The sequence below is a fragment of the Bacteroides sp. 90-K9/2 genome (assembly GCF_047310725.1).
GTDB classification, from domain to species: domain Bacteria; phylum Bacteroidota; class Bacteroidia; order Bacteroidales; family Bacteroidaceae; genus Bacteroides; species Bacteroides vicugnae.
The window spans coordinates 78,463-97,373 of sequence record NZ_JBCGVL010000010.1; the positions used below are offsets into that span (position 1 = coordinate 78,463).

At 42.9% G+C, this 18,911-nt stretch carries 12 protein-coding genes; 5 read left to right on the plus strand and 7 right to left on the minus strand.

Annotated features, from left to right (window positions below):
* Nucleotides 1-79 precede the first annotated feature (79 nt).
* The gene (locus AAHJ11_RS18930) at nt 80-2,419 is read left to right on the plus strand and encodes a TonB-dependent receptor (RefSeq protein WP_320979256.1); all 2,340 of its coding nucleotides are present in this window, start codon (nt 80-82) and stop codon (nt 2,417-2,419) included.
* 379 nt (nt 2,420-2,798) lie between these two features.
* Here the strand turns inward: AAHJ11_RS18930 and AAHJ11_RS18935 are convergent, their stop codons facing one another.
* Complete coding sequence (locus AAHJ11_RS18935) at nt 2,799-3,713, minus strand: cation diffusion facilitator family transporter (RefSeq protein WP_148367634.1); 915 nt, start codon at nt 3,711-3,713, stop codon at nt 2,799-2,801.
* 186 nt (nt 3,714-3,899) lie between these two features.
* Here AAHJ11_RS18935 and AAHJ11_RS18940 point away from each other — a divergent pair, with 186 nt between their 5' ends.
* The 4 genes from AAHJ11_RS18940 (at nt 3,900) to AAHJ11_RS18955 (ending at nt 10,646) form a co-directional block, all read left to right on the plus strand.
* Nucleotides 3,900-6,206 (plus strand): family 20 glycosylhydrolase, encoded by a 2,307-nt coding sequence (locus AAHJ11_RS18940; RefSeq protein ID WP_320974785.1) that lies wholly within the window; start codon nt 3,900-3,902, stop codon nt 6,204-6,206.
* Nucleotides 6,207-6,518: 312 nt separating this feature from the next.
* Entirely contained in the window at nt 6,519-8,291 is a 1,773-nt protein-coding gene (locus AAHJ11_RS18945) for an ABC transporter ATP-binding protein (protein WP_320974786.1), read from the plus strand.
* Nucleotides 8,284-10,020: an ABC transporter ATP-binding protein gene (locus tag AAHJ11_RS18950; RefSeq protein ID WP_004300132.1), complete on the plus strand. Its 1,737-nt coding sequence runs from the start codon at nt 8,284-8,286 to the stop codon at nt 10,018-10,020. The genes AAHJ11_RS18945 and AAHJ11_RS18950 overlap by 8 nt, the downstream gene beginning before the upstream one ends.
* 17 nt (nt 10,021-10,037) lie before the next feature.
* Nucleotides 10,038-10,646 (plus strand): TetR/AcrR family transcriptional regulator, encoded by a 609-nt coding sequence (locus AAHJ11_RS18955; protein WP_004300131.1) that lies wholly within the window; start codon nt 10,038-10,040, stop codon nt 10,644-10,646.
* Nucleotides 10,647-10,951: 305 nt separating this feature from the next.
* On the opposite strand, the gene ccsA is transcribed toward AAHJ11_RS18955, so the two are convergent.
* From ccsA to AAHJ11_RS18985, 6 genes are read right to left on the minus strand one after another with little or no spacing between them, the layout of a single operon-like run.
* Complete coding sequence (gene ccsA / locus AAHJ11_RS18960) at nt 10,952-13,051, minus strand: cytochrome c biogenesis protein CcsA (protein ID WP_320974787.1); 2,100 nt, start codon at nt 13,049-13,051, stop codon at nt 10,952-10,954.
* Nucleotides 13,052-13,072: 21 nt separating this feature from the next.
* On the minus strand, nt 13,073-14,227 hold the full coding sequence (locus AAHJ11_RS18965) for a Rid family hydrolase (RefSeq protein WP_195649958.1): 1,155 nt from the start codon (nt 14,225-14,227) through the stop codon (nt 13,073-13,075).
* Between the two features lie 20 nt (nt 14,228-14,247).
* The gene (locus tag AAHJ11_RS18970) at nt 14,248-14,955 is read right to left on the minus strand and encodes a hypothetical protein (protein ID WP_320974788.1); all 708 of its coding nucleotides are present in this window, start codon (nt 14,953-14,955) and stop codon (nt 14,248-14,250) included.
* Between the two features lie 23 nt (nt 14,956-14,978).
* Nucleotides 14,979-16,214, minus strand: a complete 1,236-nt coding sequence (locus tag AAHJ11_RS18975; RefSeq protein ID WP_148367641.1) for a porin — start codon at nt 16,212-16,214, stop codon at nt 14,979-14,981.
* A 17-nt stretch (nt 16,215-16,231) separates the two neighbouring features.
* On the minus strand, nt 16,232-17,698 hold the full coding sequence (locus AAHJ11_RS18980; protein ID WP_370540847.1) for a di-heme oxidoredictase family protein: 1,467 nt from the start codon (nt 17,696-17,698) through the stop codon (nt 16,232-16,234).
* Nucleotides 17,699-17,710: 12 nt separating this feature from the next.
* Nucleotides 17,711-18,886 carry an imelysin family protein gene (locus tag AAHJ11_RS18985; protein WP_148367642.1) on the minus strand — a complete coding sequence of 392 codons (1,176 nt, stop codon included), beginning with the start codon at nt 18,884-18,886 and terminating at the stop codon, nt 17,711-17,713.
* Nucleotides 18,887-18,911 lie beyond the last annotated feature (25 nt).

Genomic DNA, 18,911 nt, shown 5'->3' on the forward strand with positions numbered 1-18,911 from the left:
AGGAACAACGATTTATGATTGTTGCTTCCCTTTCCCTCTATTATTTTTTTTGAATTAAAACATTAAAAGACTAACGACAATGAAGAAATATCTTTTAGTCCTGATCGGCCTGTGTTGTGTTCTGTCACACGCATTGGCTGAACATCCGGACTACCCTGAACTGAAGAAATCCGATGCGAATATAATAGGTCATGTACTGGATAAAAAAACGAAAGAACATCTTCCGTACATCACCATTGCACTGAAAGGAACGACCATAGGAACGGTGACCGATGCTACCGGGCATTATTTTTTGAAGAATTTGCCGGAAGGAAATTTTATACTGGAAGTTAGTTCAGTAGGTTACAAGACAGTGACCCGCAACGTAACTCTGAAAAAAGGAAAGACACTGGAAGAAGATTTTGAAATAGAAGAGGATGCGATTGCTCTCGACGGAGTAGTGGTTTCCGCCAACCGGAGTGAAACGACACGCCGTATGGCTCCTACTTTAGTGAATGTCGTCGACCTGAAACTTTTTGAAACCACTAACTCTTCTACTTTATCACAAGGACTGAACTTCCAGCCCGGAGTGCGTGTGGAGACAAATTGCCAGAATTGTGGTTTCCAGCAAGTTCGCATCAATGGTCTGGACGGACCATATACGCAAATTCTGATCGATTCGCGTCCCGTATTCAGTGCCCTTTCCGGAGTGTATGGGCTGGAACAGATTCCTGCCAGTATGATTGAACGTGTAGAAGTGATGCGTGGGGGAGGCTCCGCCTTGTTCGGTTCTTCGGCTATTGCAGGAACAATTAATATAATCACTAAAGAGCCTTTACGCAATTCCGGTCAGCTATCGCACACCATTACTGCTTTGGGAGGAAGCTCCTCATTCGATAACAACACCTCGCTGAATGCCTCATTGGTGACGGACGATCATCGTGCCGGATTGTATATCTTTGGACAGAACCGCCACCGGTCAGGATATGATTATGACGGAGACGGATTTACCGAACTGCCCAAGTTGAAGAATCAAACAGTGGGTTTCCGCTCTTATCTGAAAACGAGTACTTACTCCAAACTGACCTTTGAATATCACCATATGCAGGAATTTCGTCGTGGAGGGGATATGTTGAACCGTCCTCCTCACGAAGCGCATATTGCAGAGCAGTTGCAACATTCTATTGATGGTGGAAGTTTGAAATTCGATTATTTCTCTCCGGATGAAAAGAACCGTCTAAGTGTCTTTGCATCGGCTGCCAATACAGACCGGGACAGTTATTACGGACCGGGCAACGATCCTCTGAAAGCCTATGGAAAGACGACGGATTTAACCGCTATGGGGGGCGCACAATACGTACATACGTTTGGCAAGTGCCTTTTTATGCCTTCTGATCTCACAGCAGGGCTTGAATATAACCGTGACCGCCTGAAAGATAACATGTGGGGATATGACCGTCACACGGATCAGACGGTGAATATTTACAGTGCTTTTCTGCAGAACGAATGGAAGAACGACCGTTGGGGAATTCTGATTGGCGGTCGTCTGGATAAGCATAATATGGTGGATAATGTGATCTTTAGTCCCCGTGCCAACTTGCGTTTTAATCCTACCCGGAATATTAACCTGCGTTTGAGCTATTCTTCCGGATTTCGTGCTCCGCAGGCTTTTGATGAGGATATGCATATTGAAAATGTGGGCGGAACAGTGGCTATGATCGAGCGTGCAAAGGATTTGAAAGAAGAGAAATCCCAAAGTTTCAGTGCTTCTGCAGATATGTATCATCGTTTCGGAGCATTCCAGACGAACTTGTTGATTGAGGGGTTTTATACAAGACTGACCGATGTTTTTGTATTGGGCGAACCTTACGACCGTGGTGATGGTATATTAGTGAAAACACGTAGCAATGGCCCCGGTGCTAAAGTGATGGGATTGACACTGGAAGGTAAAGTGGCTTATCTGTCTATCCTGCAAATACAAGCGGGATTGACTTTACAGCGTAGCCGATACGATGAACCACATAAGTGGCATGATGATGCACCGGCAGAAAAGAAGATTTTCCGTACTCCCGATACATACGGTTATTTTACTGCCACATATACTCCCGTCAAACCTTTGTCTATCGCCCTGTCAGGAACATATACCGGCAAAATGTTAGTGCAACGTATGGATATCACTGCCGAGAATGCCAAACTGGGTGAAATGCCTGAAAGAAAAGCGGAAGCAATCAGAACACCTCGTTTCTTTGATTTGGGAGTGAAACTGGCTTATGACTTCAAGCTATACAAAACAGTTGATTTGCAATTAAACGGTGGAGTTCAGAATATTTTCGAGTCTTATCAGAAGGACTTTGACAGAGGAGCTAACCGGGATTCCGGTTACATTTACGGTCCTTCTTTGCCGAGAAGTTTCTTTGCCGGGGTGAAGATTAGTTATTAACCGGTCATAAAAATAGTTTCCCGGCACGGTACTTTTAGTTTCATGCGTTGAAACTATTTGTTCCCCTATGGGAAACTGTAGTTTCCCCGTAGAGAAACCATAGTTCCCCCATAGGGGAAACAACAGTTCCCTTGCGGGGAAAACATTGTATTCTTTGGAGAAACTAAAGTTTCAAGCGGCTGAAACCAATGTATCGTATAGAGATTCATTCTTTTTCCTTATTGATCATTGATTGATCAGGCAGGGTGATAGGTGATAGATGTGGTGATAGGTTGCAAACAACCTGTCACCATCCCTGAAAGTACCATGAATAAAGGTTTTTAGAAGTGCTGGTGATAGGTGATAGAGGAAAGTGAAAAAATCTCTGTGTAGAGATGGATTAAACCATATCTTTATCGACCCCGAATTTTTCTCCTGTCTGGCATTTACCGGCGGGTTCCACATGTACCAGAATGTCATATACGTTATCTATCGAATTGATAATGCTTTTCTCCACCGAATCGGCAATCTCATGAGCTTGCGTGATCGTGATTTCCGGATTCACTTCTATATCAAGGGTAATCATATAGAGATTTCCTATCATTCGTGATCTGACGCGATGCGGATTACTGGCACCGGGCACTTTCTCTACAGCCTCGAATATCTTGTTGTATACATTGACATCTTTCACTCCGTCCATCAGTTCCACATTCGAATCAATGAAAATACTGATGGAAGATTTGATGATGAAGAGGCTGATTATCAATCCTGTTATTGAATCGAGTATCGGTAATTTGAAGATGAAAGTAAATATCAATCCTAATAAGACACCTGTTGAGATGACAACATCATTCCGCATATTGATGGCATTTGCAGTCAGCATGGAGCTGTCGATCTTCTTTCCCTGTTTGTACTGGTATGAAGCCAGTAAGAGTTTACCGATAATAGAAAATACAGTGACATAGATGGCGATAGCCGATGGTATTTCTTTCACTTCATCCGAAAAGATACTTTTAGTGGACGATAGCAGCATTTGTGCGCCGGCATAGAATATCACGAGTGATAGAATCTTTGTTGCGATCCCTTCCGCTTTCTCATAGCCGAATACATACTTCTTTGAAGGAGGGCGGTTGATGAGGCGTGCCGTAAAAATCATAACGATAGAGATAACAACATCGGTTGCCGAGTCGATACCGTCGCCGACTACGGCTAAACTACCGGCAAACAAACCGATGATGATTTTGGATGCGGACAGGATTGCATTGCCAATTGTACTGATCCATGAGGTTTTGATTAATATTTGTTCTCTTGACATTGAAGTGATTCTTTAGATTTGTTTGTAATGGGATTGGGCAGCAAAGATAAACATTAATAGGAGTTTGTGACATGAAGTCGCAAAAAAAACTTTTTCCGCCTTTTTAGTACTTTATGCCTTTTAGTTGTATTATATATAGATGGTCAATTAAAAACAGGACAAATCATTTATTAAATAGTTAACCGCATGTTCAAAAAATTAAGTAGTTCTTTACTCATTGTGTCAGTTTGTGTTTTTTCTTCTTGTACGTCTACCGTCAAGCAAGAAATTGCAATCTTGCCTACCCCCGTTAGTCTGACCGAGCAGTCGGGCTCGTTTGTTTTAAAAGATGGCATGAAAATCGGAGTTTCCGATCAGTCGTTGTTTCCCGCTGCCGGATACCTGCAGGAAATTCTTCGGAATGTCATATCGTCTTCTGTTGAAGTCACTACCGATAAGAGTCAGGTAGATATGTATTTTCAGTTGAAAGATACTATTGGAAAGCCCGGTTCTTATAAGCTTGAGTCTGCACCGGAGTATATTCGAGTAGAGGCAACTGACTATTCAGGCATTATTTCTGCTATTACTACTATTCGCCAGTTGCTTCCTGCAACGATAGAAGTGCAGGGAGAGAAACAGAATTATTCTATCCCTGTCGTGCAAATAGAAGATGCGCCACGGTTTGAATGGCGTGGGTTTATGTTGGACGCTTCCCGTCATTTCTGGGATAAGGAAGAAGTGAAGCATGTGTTAGACCTGATGTCTTTGTATAAACTTAATAAGTTCCATTGGCATCTGTCCGACGATCAAGGTTGGCGTATAGAAATCGAGAAATATCCGTTACTTACGGAAAAAGGGGCTTGGCGTAAATTCAATACGCAGGATCGTACCTGTATGGCACGTGCGAAAGAAGAAGATAATGCCGATTTCCTGATTCCGGAAGATAAGATACGTATTGTGGAAGGAGATACACTGTATGGAGGTTATTACACTCACGATGATATAAAAGAAATAGTAGCCTATGCTGCGCAAAGAGGAATTGATGTCATTCCTGAGATTGATATGCCGGGACATTTCCTGGCAGCTATCGGTCAATATCCGGAATTGGCGTGCGACGGATTAATCGGGTGGGGGGAGACATTCTCTTCTCCTATCTGTCCGGGCAAAGACGCAACACTGGAGTTCTGCCGGAATGTGTTCAAAGAAGTTTTTGAACTTTTCCCTTATGAATATGTGCACATGGGTGGTGATGAAGTGGAAAAAGCCAACTGGAAGAAATGTCCTCTTTGTCAGAAACGGATTCGTACGGAGAAACTGGGGTCGGTAGAAGAACTTCAGGCATGGTTTGTACGTGACATGGAGAAATTCTTCCTTGCCAACGGAAAGAAACTCATAGGTTGGGATGAAGTGGTATCCGACGGATTATCTTCCGATGCTGCTATTACCTGGTGGAGAAGTTGGGCGAAAGATGCATTGCCTACGGCAACTGCACAAAAGCAGAAAGTGATTGCTTGTCCGAATGAATATTTCTATTTCGATTATGCGCAGGATCAGAATTCAGTAAAGAAAATACTTGCGTATGATCCGTGTGCAGACGAGCGGTTATCGCCGGAACAGAAGAAATATATCTGGGGGGTGCAGGCGAATCTCTGGGCTGAATGGATTCCGACCATGAAGCGCATTGAATATTTGATTGTTCCCCGTATGATAGCATTGAGTGAGATAGCTTGGGCGGAGCCGGCAGCTAAACCGGGTCTCGAAGAGTTCTATCGTCAGCTTGTTCCGCAATTTAAGCGGATGGATGTGATGAGGGTAAATTATCGGGTGCCTGATTTGCAGGGATTCTATAAAGTGAATGCATTTATTGATGAAACAACTGTGGAATTGACTTGCCCGTTACCCGGTACTGAAATACGTTATACAACAGACGGTAGTATGCCTACCAAAGAATCAGCTCTTTATAACGGTGCTTTGGAAGTTGGGAAGACTACGGATTTCGCTTTCCGCACTTTCCGTCCGGATGGTTCTCCTTCGGATGTGGTGCGTACCAAGTATGTAAAGGCTCCTTATGCGGAGGCGGTGACTGCTCCGGCTGCTTTGCAGCCCGGCTTGAAAGCAGTATGGCACGATTTCCGTGGTAACCTTTGTGCGGATATGGATGCAGCTCCTGTCAAAGGGGAGTATGTGGTGGAATCGGTATCCATTCCCGAAGAGGTGAAAGGAAATATCGGTCTGGTATTGACCGGCTATCTGGAAGTTCCTGCCGATGGTATCTATACATTTGCCCTTCTCTCGGACGACGGTAGCACATTAATGCTTGACGGTGAATTGTTGGGAGATAATGATGGAGCACATTCGCCGGTAGAGATTATTGTGCAGAAGGCTTTGAAAGCCGGGCTTCATCCGATAGAGGTGCGTTACTTCGATTGTAACGGAGGCGTATTGCAGATGGAACTGGTAAATGAAAAAGGTGAAAAAGAAGTATTACCAAGTATGTGGCTGAAACATGAATAACTATTCTGTTGTTTCAATCATTACTTATTCGTTATAGTCTGAATAGTAAATTTCATTATTTTTAGGTATTGTCCGTCTTGCCGGCGAGCCGTACCTTTGCAGAAAATAATTGAAAACTTATGCGAATCAGTGAGAGACGAGTCGAGATTAATCATATATCAAAGGTGCACATGCACCGGATTGAATGGGATGAAGAGAGCTTATAGAAATATAAGCTCTCTTTTTTTTTGAACGATTTCGAATATTGTTCTTTTTTGAAAACAAGCGATAAGTTAAATGATTGTCGAACTTAATATAGATTGAACGTACGTTATGAGTACATTGAAAAAACTTCAGAACTACATGGGTAAACGGAAAGTGCTTTTGCCTGCGGCAATGCTGCTGTCTGCCCTAAGTGCCCTGGCGGGCATGTTGCCTTATATCCTTATTTGGCTGATTGTGAGAGAACTGCTTGAACACGGAGAGATAACCTCTTCCGGTAATGTGGTGACGTATGCCTGGTGGGCGGCAGGCATGGCCGTGGCGAGCATCGTCCTTTATTTTGCCGCATTGATGTCTTCGCATCTTGCAGCTTTTCGGGTTGAATCGAATTTGCGCAAAGAAGCCATGCGCCAGATAGTGCGTATGCCTCTCGGCTTCTTTGACATTAATACGAGCGGACGTATTCGCAAGATTATAGATGACAATGCAGGGATTACCCATAGTTTTCTGGCACATCAGTTGCCTGATCTTGCGGCTACTTTTCTAGTGCCGTTGGTAGCTGCCATACTGATTTTTGTGTTCGATTGGATACTCGGTCTGGCATGTATCGTCCCTGTAATTATTGCCATGCTGGTTATGGGTTTTATGATGAATGCGGAGGGACGGCAGTTTATGAAAAGCTATATGACCTCTCTGGAGGAAATGAATACCGAAGCTGTAGAGTATGTGAGAGGAATTCCCGTAGTGAAGGTTTTCCAGCAGACTATTTACTCTTTCAAAAACTTTCACCGCTGTATCATGAATTATAATAAAATGGTATTCGGCTATACACGAATGTGGGAGAAGCCGATGTCGCTCTATACCGTAATAATCAATGGCTTTGTGTTTTTCCTTGCTCCGTTGGCTATTTTGCTGATTGGTTATTCAGGTAATTATGCATCGGTATTACTTAATTTCTTCCTGTTTGTTCTCATTACTCCTGTATTCTCCCAAAGTATCATGAAGAGTATGTATCTCAATCAGGCTTTGGGGCAGGCGAGTGAAGCTATCGGACGTCTTGAGAATCTGGTTGCTTATGAGCACCTGACTGTTGTAGAGCATCCACAACCGGTAAAGGAATTCAGTATTCAGTTCGAAAAAGTTTCCTTCAGCTATCCGGGAGCTAATCAAAAGGCGGTGGATGATGTTAGTTTCACTATTCCGCAAGGAAACACAGTAGCTCTTGTCGGAGCTTCGGGCGGAGGGAAAACAACGATTGCCCGTCTAGTTCCCCGTTTCTGGGAGGCAACGGAAGGGAAAGTTTTAATAGGTGGCATCAATGTAAGAGAAATCGCTCCCGAAGAACTGATGAAATATATTTCTTTCGTGTTCCAGAATACAAAGCTGTTCAAGACTTCTCTGCTCGAAAATATCAAATATGGTAATCCCGACGCGACAATGGAGGAAGTGGAACGGGCAGTAGATATGGCACAATGCCGGGAAATTATCAATAAACTTCCGCTCGGACTGAATACGAAGATTGGTACGGAGGGAACATATCTCTCCGGCGGGGAACAGCAACGGATCGTACTGGCACGTGCAATCCTGAAAAATGCTCCCATCATTGTACTGGATGAGGCGACTGCTTTTGCCGACCCCGAAAATGAGCATCTCATCCAGCAAGCCTTGAAAGAACTGACAAAAGGAAAAACCGTATTGATGATTGCTCATCGTCTTTCAAGCATCACTGATGCCGACAATATCCTCGTCAATGACAAGGGGAAGATTGCGGAACAAGGTACACATGCCAACCTGCTTGGAAAACAAGGCATCTATTATCGTATGTGGAATGAATACCAGCAATCCGTTCGCTGGACAATAGGAAAGGAGGTTTCTAATGATTGAAGTAATAAAAAGACGTTTTGCCCTTTCAACTAAAGGAGCGAAAGATTTCTGTAAAGGTGTGTTTTTCACTACACTGCTCGATATCGTATTGATGTTGCCGGCGGTATTTGTTTTTCTCTTTCTTGAGGAATATCTTCGTCCTGTGTTTCAGCCTTCGGCTTCGGTGACGCATGGTATTCTCTATTATAGCATACTCGGTATTGTCTTTATGATAGTCATGTATATATTTGCGGTATTGCAATATCGTAGTACCTATACCACCGTTTATGATGAGAGTGCAAACCGGCGTATCTCATTGGCGGAAAAACTTCGCAAGTTGCCTCTGGCTTTCTTTGGCGAAAAGAATCTTTCCGACCTCACCGCCACGATTATGGATGACTGCACTGATCTCGAGCATACTTTCTCGCATGCAGTTCCCCAGTTGTTTGCTTCCATTATCAGTATTCTGCTTATTACCGTCGGTATGGCATTTTATAACTGGCAGTTGACGATTGCTTTGTTCTGGGTAGTGCCGCTTGCCGCCGCAATCCTTCTTTTCTCGAAGAAGGAAATACAGAAAAGCAATGAAAGTAATTATCTGAACAAGCGGATGGTGACCGAACATATCCAGGAAGGACTCGATACCATTCAGGAGATAAAATCCTACAATCAGGAGAGAGACTATCTGGAAAAACTGGATGCGAGCATTGATACCTATGAAAAGGTATTGACTCGTAATGAACTGGTGCTCGGCATGTTGGTAAACGGTTCCCAAAGTGTATTGAAACTCGGACTGGCAAGCGTTATTATCGTTGGTGCCAATCTCTTGGCTTCGGGTACGGTTGATTTGTTTACCTATCTTATATTTATGGTTATCGGGTCGCGTGTGTATGCTCCGGTCAGTGAGGTGATGAATAATATTGCCGCTTTGTTCTATTTGGATGTGCGTATCAATAGAATGAATGAGATGGAAGCATTGCCGGTACAAAACGGGACTACCGAATTCACTCCTCAAGGTTATGATATCGAATTCAGACAGGTAGACTTTGCTTATGAGCAGGGAAAACAAATTCTGAATAACTTGTCTTTTATTGCCCGGCAAGGTGAAAAAACGGCTTTGGTTGGTCCTTCGGGTAGTGGCAAGAGTACGGCGGCCAGGTTGGCGGCACGTTTCTGGGATATCCAGTCGGGAAAGATTACCCTCGGCGGGCAGGATATCAGTCGGATTGATCCTGAAACTTTGTTGAAAAACTATTCCGTTGTCTTTCAGGATGTAGTTCTTTTCAATGCTTCCATTATGGATAATATCCGTATTGGCAAACGGGATGCTACGGATGAGGAAGTCCGGAGAGTTGCCCGCTTGGCACAATGTGATGAGTTTGTCACTAAAATGCCGCAGGGATATCAGACGATTATCGGTGAGAATGGAGAAACATTATCCGGCGGTGAGCGTCAGCGTATTTCCATTGCCCGCGCTTTATTGAAGGATGCTCCGATTGTTCTGTTGGATGAGGCTACGGCTTCGCTTGATGTTGAGAATGAAACCAAGATACAGGCAGGTATATCTGAATTGGTACGTAATAAAACGGTGCTGATTATTGCGCACCGTATGCGAACCGTTGCCAATGCCGACAAAATTGTAGTATTGGAGAATGGAAGTGTTGCTGAAATGGGAACACCGGAGGAATTGAAAAAGAAAAATGGTATATTTGCCCGGATGGTGAACAGACAGGTTACAAATATGAATTGATAAATAGCAGCGATACTATGCAATTTTTGAAAGGAGATATACAAGAGGGAATCTTGAAGGCAGCCGAAGAAGTGTTTCTGGAAAAGGGATACAAGGATGCCTCTATGCGTGAAATAGCTTCGAGGGCAGGGGTGACGGTGAGTAATATCTATCATTATTTCACCAATAAGGATGAGATATTCCGTACGATTCTGAAACCGGTATTGAATGATCTGTATGCTATGATTTATAATCACGATGCAGATCAGATGACGATAGACGTCTTTATGGATTCGGATTATCAGAAAATGTCTGTACGGGAATATATCAGATTGGTCTCTGAACATCGTGACCGTTTGCGGTTGCTGCTTTTTCAGGCACAAGGTTCTGTTTTGGAGAACTTCCGTTCTGAATATACAGATTTGATGACGCGTACGATTTCTGTTTTTTTTCAAGGGATGAAGCAGAAATATCCGCATATCAATATAGCAATAACTAACTTCTTTATTCACCTGAATACGGTATGGTTGTTTGCCCTGCTCGAAGAGCTGGTGTTGCATCCTGTGAAGAAAGAAGAGATGGAGAAGTTTATAGCGGAGTATATCGCTTTTGAAACGGCTGGTTGGAAAGAGCTCATGAATGCATGAGCTCTTTCACTTTATTAAAAAAACGTCCGGCTTTCACAAGCCGGACGTCCTTGCCTCTTTTAGAATATGTCATCTATTCATATTCCAAAATGAATACATTATATGGTTTTTTCAACTTAACAACCAAATAAAAGAAATGCGGGTGAATCACTTCGGCCGATTTCTATGTATTTTTAATGTGGCTACGTAATATAATTATGACTAATTAATTTAATTCTGATACTGCAAAGATAGGGGCTTTCCGCTTTTCCCGCAATCCCCTAAAATGGGTATTCTTCTATCAATTACTAGCTATATATAGTGGTTCAGGCGTTTGCATAACTATGCATCCCTCCAAGAACATAATTTACCCCGAAATAGGTCATTAAGACGGTCAGGAAAGCAAGAATCATATAGATATGGAAGAATAGAGGCTTGCGGAAAATGCGCAGGCTTTGTGAATGGAAGGCTACTCCATATACCAGAAAAGTAATCAGTGCCCATACTTCTTTCGGGTCCCACGCCCAGTATCGTCCCCAGGAAACGTTTGCCCAAACTGCTCCCAGAAAGATGCCTGCTCCTAAAAAGAAGGTGGCAGGGTAGAGCAGCAAGCGGCTGACTAGCGTCAACTGTTCTATCCGGTTGTCTTGTATAGCGTCGTTTCCGGAGACATTGTTTTCCGATTCTTTTTTCCGGAGGCATAATGCCAGTATTCCGTTTAGCATGATGAATGCCAATAGGGCATAAGACATCATAATCAATGAAACATGAATACTTAGCCATGGAGAGACGAGCACCGGCATTAATGGGGTTATCTGGGGATTCATTTGTCCCAGATAGGAGACCAACAAAGCAAAGCCGGAGAGGAGGAATCCGAATGGAAGTATAAATGAGAATCTTCGATGGAGCAGACAGGCTATCAAAAGAATACAAAGAGCCATAAACTGCATGGTTTCGTAACCGTTGCTAAGTGGAATACGACCGCCAATGTACCAGCGCAGGCAATATCCTGCTAAATGGAATATGAAAGCAAGATAGAGTGCAACGGAAAAGAAAGTTCCTGCCATGCGGGAAATCGTTTTGGCTTTGGGCGAGAGGGTATTTCTTTGCAGGCTGTTATGAAGTAGAAGTAGGAAAGACAACATTCCCAATGACAGGTTAATCATAAAAAGAATCTTGCTGAACGGAGTCCGGTTGTAGAGTAATTCTGCTTTTACTTCCATTTCGGAGAGAGGTTGCACGCTGCCATCAGTAGGTAATGGATGGATGAATGTTCCTTTTTCCAACATCAGGATCAGGCCTACTTTTTCATCTGTTTCCTGGATCGCTTTGGCGAGTTTGCTGTCTTTTCCCTGTTCTTGTTGCCAAGTTTTCTGAAGACGGTAGACCGGACCGTCAAACAAATCGGTCAAGCGTGCATAAGAGGTTTTCAAACCGAGTAAATGGTGTAGTTCGGGACTTTTTATATATATCATTGGTTCATTTTTCCATGATTCCGGGTAAAGAATCCAGCCACTTATTACTTGTTCGGGAGTGAATCCTTTATAGTAGGTTTTTCCTGTCAGTTTCTTGACAAAGTCTCTTGCCAGTGTATTGAACGGCACTACACGGTCATGGTAGATAACCTGTTGTTGTGCCAGACTGTCTGCCTGTATTTTGTTTAATACGCGAAGAGGCGTTTCCTGCGCTTGCGTTGTTTCTGTCAGGTAGAAAAGGAATAGAATGAATAATCCTCCTTTTTTCAATAAGGGATGATTTAATAACTGACGAAACTCCCCCCGGCGATAGAAAAGTAGTAAAATCATGGAGATGCCCAGTAGGATGTATCCGCTATAGGCTACTCTGGTACCCCATGGATCATAGTTTACTGTTAGCCAACTTCCTTCACCATCTTCATCAAATGATGACTGGTAAAAGCGGAATCCTTGCATGGCAAATATACGGTTCATTGAGATGCGTTCGTTATGCAAAGAATCTTTCTGGCCGGGAAGTGAGTAGTTGATATAACTGACGTAATCAGCAGGAGCTTCTGTACCCGGATAATACTCTATCCGGAAACTGTCCAGTTTCATTGTAAATGGCAGGTCTGTCTTTTTGTCGCTTTGTGGTGACTGGAAGCTGCTTTTTACTGTATTCAGACGTAAATGCATATATCCTTGTTCACTATAGATAAACGTAATCATGGCCCCCACCAAGATAACGAGGAGGGAGCCATGAAACAGCAAAACAGGGAGCCGGTGCCATAGGGAACGTCGGATGAGGGTAACAAACCCTATTACGGCAATTACTCCCCACAAACAACAAAACCAGATTGTGTGATATATATTTCTTTCTACAAACTCTGTCCCGTATGCTTGCTCTATGAAAGTGGTTGCAGCAAGTAATCCTATCAGACAGATATATAAAATGATAAGTAATCTTTTCAACGGTATATCTTTTAAATGCTATTAATAGGGAGCATATTCCTTATTCTCACAGGTTTTTACTCCCATACATTCCATCTCGATCAACCATCCCGGTCGGCATACCGGTGCATGTACAAATACTTTGGGTGTACAAGGAAAACGTTTGTCGTACATTTCTTTGACGATGGTATAATCTGCAATGTCACGCAGATAAACAATCATTTGCCCCATATCGTCAAATGTACATTCTGCTTCTTTTAGTAGGGCTTCCACATTCTCCCACATCCGTTCTGTTTGTTTACGGATATCTCCCGGACATACCACCTCGCCTTTATTATTAATACTTGCTGTGCCCGAGATGAATACTTGGCGACGATCTCCATAATCTACATACGTTCCACGTTCGAAACTGACGCCGTATTCATAAGTGGGATTCAGGTGTGTCGGCGCATAAAGGAAATGAATCTGTTCGGGTTTGATTCCGTCTACGGCATACGTGTCCATTTGTACAAGAACTTTGGAGTCAGCATGACGTCCGCCGATACCTGTACTGGAAATGTAGTGTGTCTTTTCCGTCAGGTTTTGAGTAACGAATACTTCGTTACGTGCCTTTACTACTCCGGGATAATTCACATCCACATTCTGTACGAAAAACCAGGTACGGATACAGTTGGCGGCTAGTTTGCAACCTTGTTCAATAAGCTGCATGACATAGTCATTTAATAGTAGCCGGGTCTGGTATTCCGAGTTGGCAGCCCGATTGAAAGAGCAACCACCCCAAAGATGTCGGTAGGGGCCATGTTTAACCTCAAAGAGACCATTATGCAGCATTTGTGTTTGCACCTTCGTTTGGAGGTAAATCCATACTGCTACTTTGGTTCCGTTCAACGGTGGCTGTTCGACGATAGAAAGTGCGCAATCCGAACTTTCAGTTGTAAGTGCCAATAAGGTGTCTGCCTGATTGGAAGCGTCGCTCAAGAAATATCGTTTAAAAATGGCGACGGTACCTTGCAACTCTTTTTCCCGTAATTGGTAATATGTATCTATAATGGCGTTTAATTGTTCCTCGTAAGCATCTTTCGGCTGGGTTGCGTGAATCATTAAATGATATTCGGAAACGCCGTCTGCTACTTCGTATTTAAATATTTCAGTTAAAGTTTTTTCTGATCTTAAGGGTGGTTGTTTTCTGCTGTTCATATCAAAGTTTCTGTTACAAGTTAATTGTTTTCGGCTCCTGCTTTTATCCAAGTACGGATTAGAGCACGGACTTCACGTTGTTCAGCTCCATTGAATATATCAATATGATTATCGTGCTCTAATACATCTAATAGATAGCTGTTGTTTAAATCTCCGGGAGTTACATAATTCTTTCCCTCGTCGGAATGGGGAGCTTTTACATTAATCAGTGAGTTGTATGCTTTGGCTGCTGTCAGATCCAAGTCTCCGGCCGTTGTTGTACTTCCTCCATGACACATCACACATTTTGCATTGAAAACTTGTGTCTGGATGCGGCTGAACGAGGACACTTCGATTGTTGTCTCCGGTAAAGTCAACGATTCTTCCGATGCATTAACGGGGAATGACTGATAGGCATGTACCAAAGACATACCGGACGTAACAACTGCTACGGCAATACTATGCGTGTTTTCGGTTAAGTTGTTTAATGTCACAGTCACGGTTTCCGCTTCGCTGGATGGTTCCAGAATACGCTTTACCAATATGGGAGTAACTCCGTCCTCACCTAAGGAGATTAATGACATACTATTTTTTTGCGGCCAGGCATCCAGATGGGTGAAATGAAGGGTAACAGTAGCCGTACGTCCACTGTCAATCGTGTCGTCCGGATATATTTTACCTTCATCACAAGCTGAACACAAGCTTAGGCAGGTACAGGTTATAAATAAATATTTTAGTCTTTTATTCATAGACAGATTCCTCCTTCTGTACTTTAGAAAGTGAATTGTAACATGGCGGTAACGCTATGGCGTGATAGTCCTATTCCATCGTTGTCACGGTCAGTCTGTGTATCATGTCCGGTTCTGCCCAGATATTGGTACATCATTTGAAGTTTTAGATTAGAACCGACAAAGTAGTAATTAGCTCCAATGGCGGGCATATTCAACAAACCGCCTTCGTCTGTTCCGTTGCGATCAAATAGATCATAACGGAGAGCTGCTTGTAACTTAGGAGTTACAAAATAACCGGCTTGTGCGTAAGCTCCCCAATAATTCTGATCTTTGTCTTTATGCATGATTTCTGTAAAATGCATATTCATGAAATAACCTTCGGCTGCAAAATAGAAGCGGTTCTTTACCATTGCAAACTCTGCACCTATGCGCCAATCGCTACTACTGTGATCTTCTGCTTCGGCATTATAAGAGGTAGAAACACCGAATTGCATTTTATCTTCTTTCAGATTGTTCGGATTACCTTGTGTGGACGGCATTTCTCCTTTGGGCATATATACCAGACGACCGGAGTAAAGCAGTTGAGGCAACCATTTATGATCATCGCACATTCCTTTAGTTGCCGAATTGACATCAATTCCTGTACCATTGAAAATCCCTAACTGATAATTCCATTTTCCATTAATCAGACCATGTATCTGTACTCCTAAATCGAATCCGGTAGCCATGCTTGGTTTTACAGCGTTGATATCGTAGGGCATCAATATACCGCCTGCCACAGAGGTGGGTAATACAGGAAATAATGTTTCGCCCAGTGTGGTCAGGTAAGCATGCATGAACGGGGTTTTAAACTTTCCGACACGAATACGGAATGATTCTTTGAGGGCTACATCAAACCAGGCTTGTTGCAGTAGGGCAGCACCACTTTTTGCCGCATTTAGTGATAAGTTGAATGTGACTTTTCCAAATGCTTTGCCTGTAAATCCAAGGATGGCATTAGGAATAGCAAAACCACTGTTTGCCCAGTTGCGTGCATAGAGGCTTTCCAAACCTTGATCGTCGTATCGGTTGAAAGACAGGCTGGTTTGAACTAATGCATAGGGTTTGAATAGAAAATCACCGGCTTTGGTAGAAAAAGAAAAACCTTTCTTTCCCGCCAGTGAAACAACGTCATTCTCTACATATTTATCATCGATTTCTTTTGTATTTGAATCTTGAGCATAAGAGTGGCTGCACATAAATGCAGTGAGCGCAAGTACTAGAAATTTTTTTTTCATTGTTGTTGCTGATTATATTATAAACTGTTCAAAAATGTAAGTAAGGCTGCGCGATCTTCTTTCGACATGTGAGAGAAAATAGAACGTGAAGCGGCTCCTTCACCGTCATGCCACATGATCGCTTCTGTCAGGTTACGTGCCCGTCCGTCATGTAGGAAATAGGTATGTCCGTTGACAATTTCCTGAAGGCCGATTCCCCACAATGGAGTAGTACGCCATTCACAACCGCGTGCCAGACCACTCGGATAATCATCTGCCAATCCTTGCCCCATGTCATGTAATAAGAAGTCGGAATAGGGGTGAATGATCTGATTACCCAGCCAGGGCAGTTGAGTTCCATTCAGTAATATGCTGCCTCGTGGGCGGGTATGTAAAGTAACGGTATGGCATAAATGGCATTTTGCCTGATAGAACATTTGCTCGCCATGTTTGATGGTTTCATCATCCACATTGCGGCGTGCAGGAACTCCCAATGTCTGCATGTATAAATCGACATCTTCCATGTCACGGGTAGAAATCTCTACACCTTGGTTGGCAAATCCCATCATTTGTGATTGTCCTTCACCAACTTCATGTGGAAAACGGTCGTTGGTTACTCCCAAGTCCGAAGAGAATCCTAGTTCTACTGTTAAATCCTGATGGTTGGCTTTGTTGCCGGATATTCCAATGTCATATTTGCCTTTCTCCGTCACATAATTTAGGCGTCCGCTAATGCCATATTCGGGATAGTTGCTTTGAGCTGCCAACTGTTTCAGTTCATCATGGTTAAGTGCCATCATCTGCCCCATGCCGACATGTCGTAAAGGGGCACGTACCGAAATAATCAGATCTTCGGGCTTTATTTCATAATCATACCAATCTGTTATTTCATAATGAGGAGTTATCAATTCATATTCTTCTCCATCGGGAAATTTGAACTTTTCGGTAGTAGTGGTTATCTTTATTTTACCTTCGGCTTTTACACCATAAATGGACTGATCATGTAATACACGGCCATATTCGGGGAAGTATCCTCCGGTTTTGCGTGTAATATAAACCAGCATAGATGAAAAGCCTGCACCGGAACCACCTGTCACCCATGCAGGAGTCGTACGTCCTGTGTTTCTATGGCAAGCTCCGCAGGAATAACCTCCAAAAATGGGACCTAATCCATTACCACTGCCTGTACCTACTCCACGAGAATTATCATACAAACCATCGCCACGATTGAAGCGTGTTAATAATTCACCGGTGACCCAATCTGCATTGGTGTCGTAAGCGCCACTTACGGTAGAAAAGATAGTGGAAATGCCGGCTGATAATTCCTCCGGTTTCGCTATTTCTCCGTTTGGCTTATAAATAATGCCGTCAAAAGCATCATGATCACAACTTTGTAGGAAGCCTATATTTATCGCAACAAAGAGGATTCTTCCCAATCGCCTTGGGAATCCTCCTCGTAATGCTTTGATAACCGGCTTTCCTAAAAGAAAGAGCTTAGTCATCATAATTAGTATTGTTTATTCTCCTGCTAATTTTGCGCGGACTAAAGCCAGACCGCTACATAAAAATACGCATTGGTTTTGAGCATTCTTAACTTCAGTAGTAGCACCTAAATTGTTACGGAATGGGTGAGGTATATCATTGATTGCTGTGATTGTTTCCTGAATCTGCTTAACAACCATGTCATTCAATGTCGGATTCACTTTTTTCATGATAGAGCACAGACTTGCACTAGCAACAGTTCCGTCTAAACTACCATAGTAAGCATTACGGATGCTGTAAATGTTATCTGTATAATCATCTAAAGAGTTCCAGCTATACCAGGATTCTACGGCTAATACACCACCTTCTTTATCTCCGCTGTTCCACTTATCTACCGGATCTCCGATTTTCGTTGCACCTACTTCATTGGCAATTCCTTCTGCACCATTGTCAGAGTTTAGTATCATTGCAACAGATTGTTTGATATTGCTTATAGAGTAAGTTCCGTTAGGTGCTTTCATTGCATCTTTATAGGCACCGTTCTCCAGATTTTTACCTTCTGTCCAACCTTTTAACAAAAGCTCTGTGTCTTTTGACATACGTCCGACAACAGCCTTGAGGTATCCTATTTTATTAGCATCCAGGTCTGTGATTTTTTTTGCTTCACCGTCTTCAAACAATAAATATTCGGCTGTATGGAAACCACGCAAGTTTTGTGGTGCATCAGCTGGTGCGTCATCATCATCGTTTACATCGCCTCCAACAGCATCTTCCCAATTCCCAGACTGTAGAATTGCATCAATACCTCCTTTATCTAAAGGCCAGCTATCTAGACTAGGATCGAGCTTATTCAAATCTGCAGGACCATATAAAAAGGCCTCACTTTTTTCCCAAGGTTTACGTGCTGCAACCCAGGCGTCTGCTGCATTGGCTACATCATTATCACTGGAGGACGTTGATAACTTTTGTACTGCCGTGTTTAATGCGGTTACTTTATTGTACATATCTTCATAAGTAGGAATCACTACATCATCTACATACGTTGCAACCGCAGCTTTTAATTCATCATCTGTTGCAGTGCCACTGTCCGGGGTATTAAAACCCGCAAATGGATTTGGTGAAACATCTTCTTTTTTAGAATCTTCACTACAAGAGGTCATTGCCATACATACCCCTATTGCCATTATAGGCAAAAATTTCCATGTTTTCATTTTTGTTGTTATTAAAAAGTTATAT

Excerpts from the sequence above, each read along its gene's own strand:
- AAHJ11_RS18950 (WP_004300132.1), top strand. The coding sequence starts at position 8,284 with ATGATTGAAGTAATAAAAAGACGTTTTGCCCTTTCAACTAAAGGAGCG.
- AAHJ11_RS18935 (WP_148367634.1), bottom strand. The coding sequence starts at position 3,713 with ATGTCAAGAGAACAAATATTAATCAAAACCTCATGGATCAGTACAATT.
- AAHJ11_RS18970 (WP_320974788.1), bottom strand. The coding sequence starts at position 14,955 with ATGAATAAAAGACTAAAATATTTATTTATAACCTGTACCTGCCTAAGC.
- AAHJ11_RS18980 (WP_370540847.1), bottom strand. The coding sequence starts at position 17,698 with ATGATGACTAAGCTCTTTCTTTTAGGAAAGCCGGTTATCAAAGCATTA.
- AAHJ11_RS18930 (WP_320979256.1), top strand. The coding sequence starts at position 80 with ATGAAGAAATATCTTTTAGTCCTGATCGGCCTGTGTTGTGTTCTGTCA.
- AAHJ11_RS18940 (WP_320974785.1), top strand. The coding sequence starts at position 3,900 with ATGTTCAAAAAATTAAGTAGTTCTTTACTCATTGTGTCAGTTTGTGTT.
- AAHJ11_RS18975 (WP_148367641.1), bottom strand. The coding sequence starts at position 16,214 with ATGAAAAAAAAATTTCTAGTACTTGCGCTCACTGCATTTATGTGCAGC.
- AAHJ11_RS18945 (WP_320974786.1), top strand. The coding sequence starts at position 6,519 with ATGAGTACATTGAAAAAACTTCAGAACTACATGGGTAAACGGAAAGTG.
- AAHJ11_RS18955 (WP_004300131.1), top strand. The coding sequence starts at position 10,038 with ATGCAATTTTTGAAAGGAGATATACAAGAGGGAATCTTGAAGGCAGCC.
- AAHJ11_RS18985 (WP_148367642.1), bottom strand. The coding sequence starts at position 18,886 with ATGAAAACATGGAAATTTTTGCCTATAATGGCAATAGGGGTATGTATG.
- AAHJ11_RS18965 (WP_195649958.1), bottom strand. The coding sequence starts at position 14,227 with ATGAACAGCAGAAAACAACCACCCTTAAGATCAGAAAAAACTTTAACT.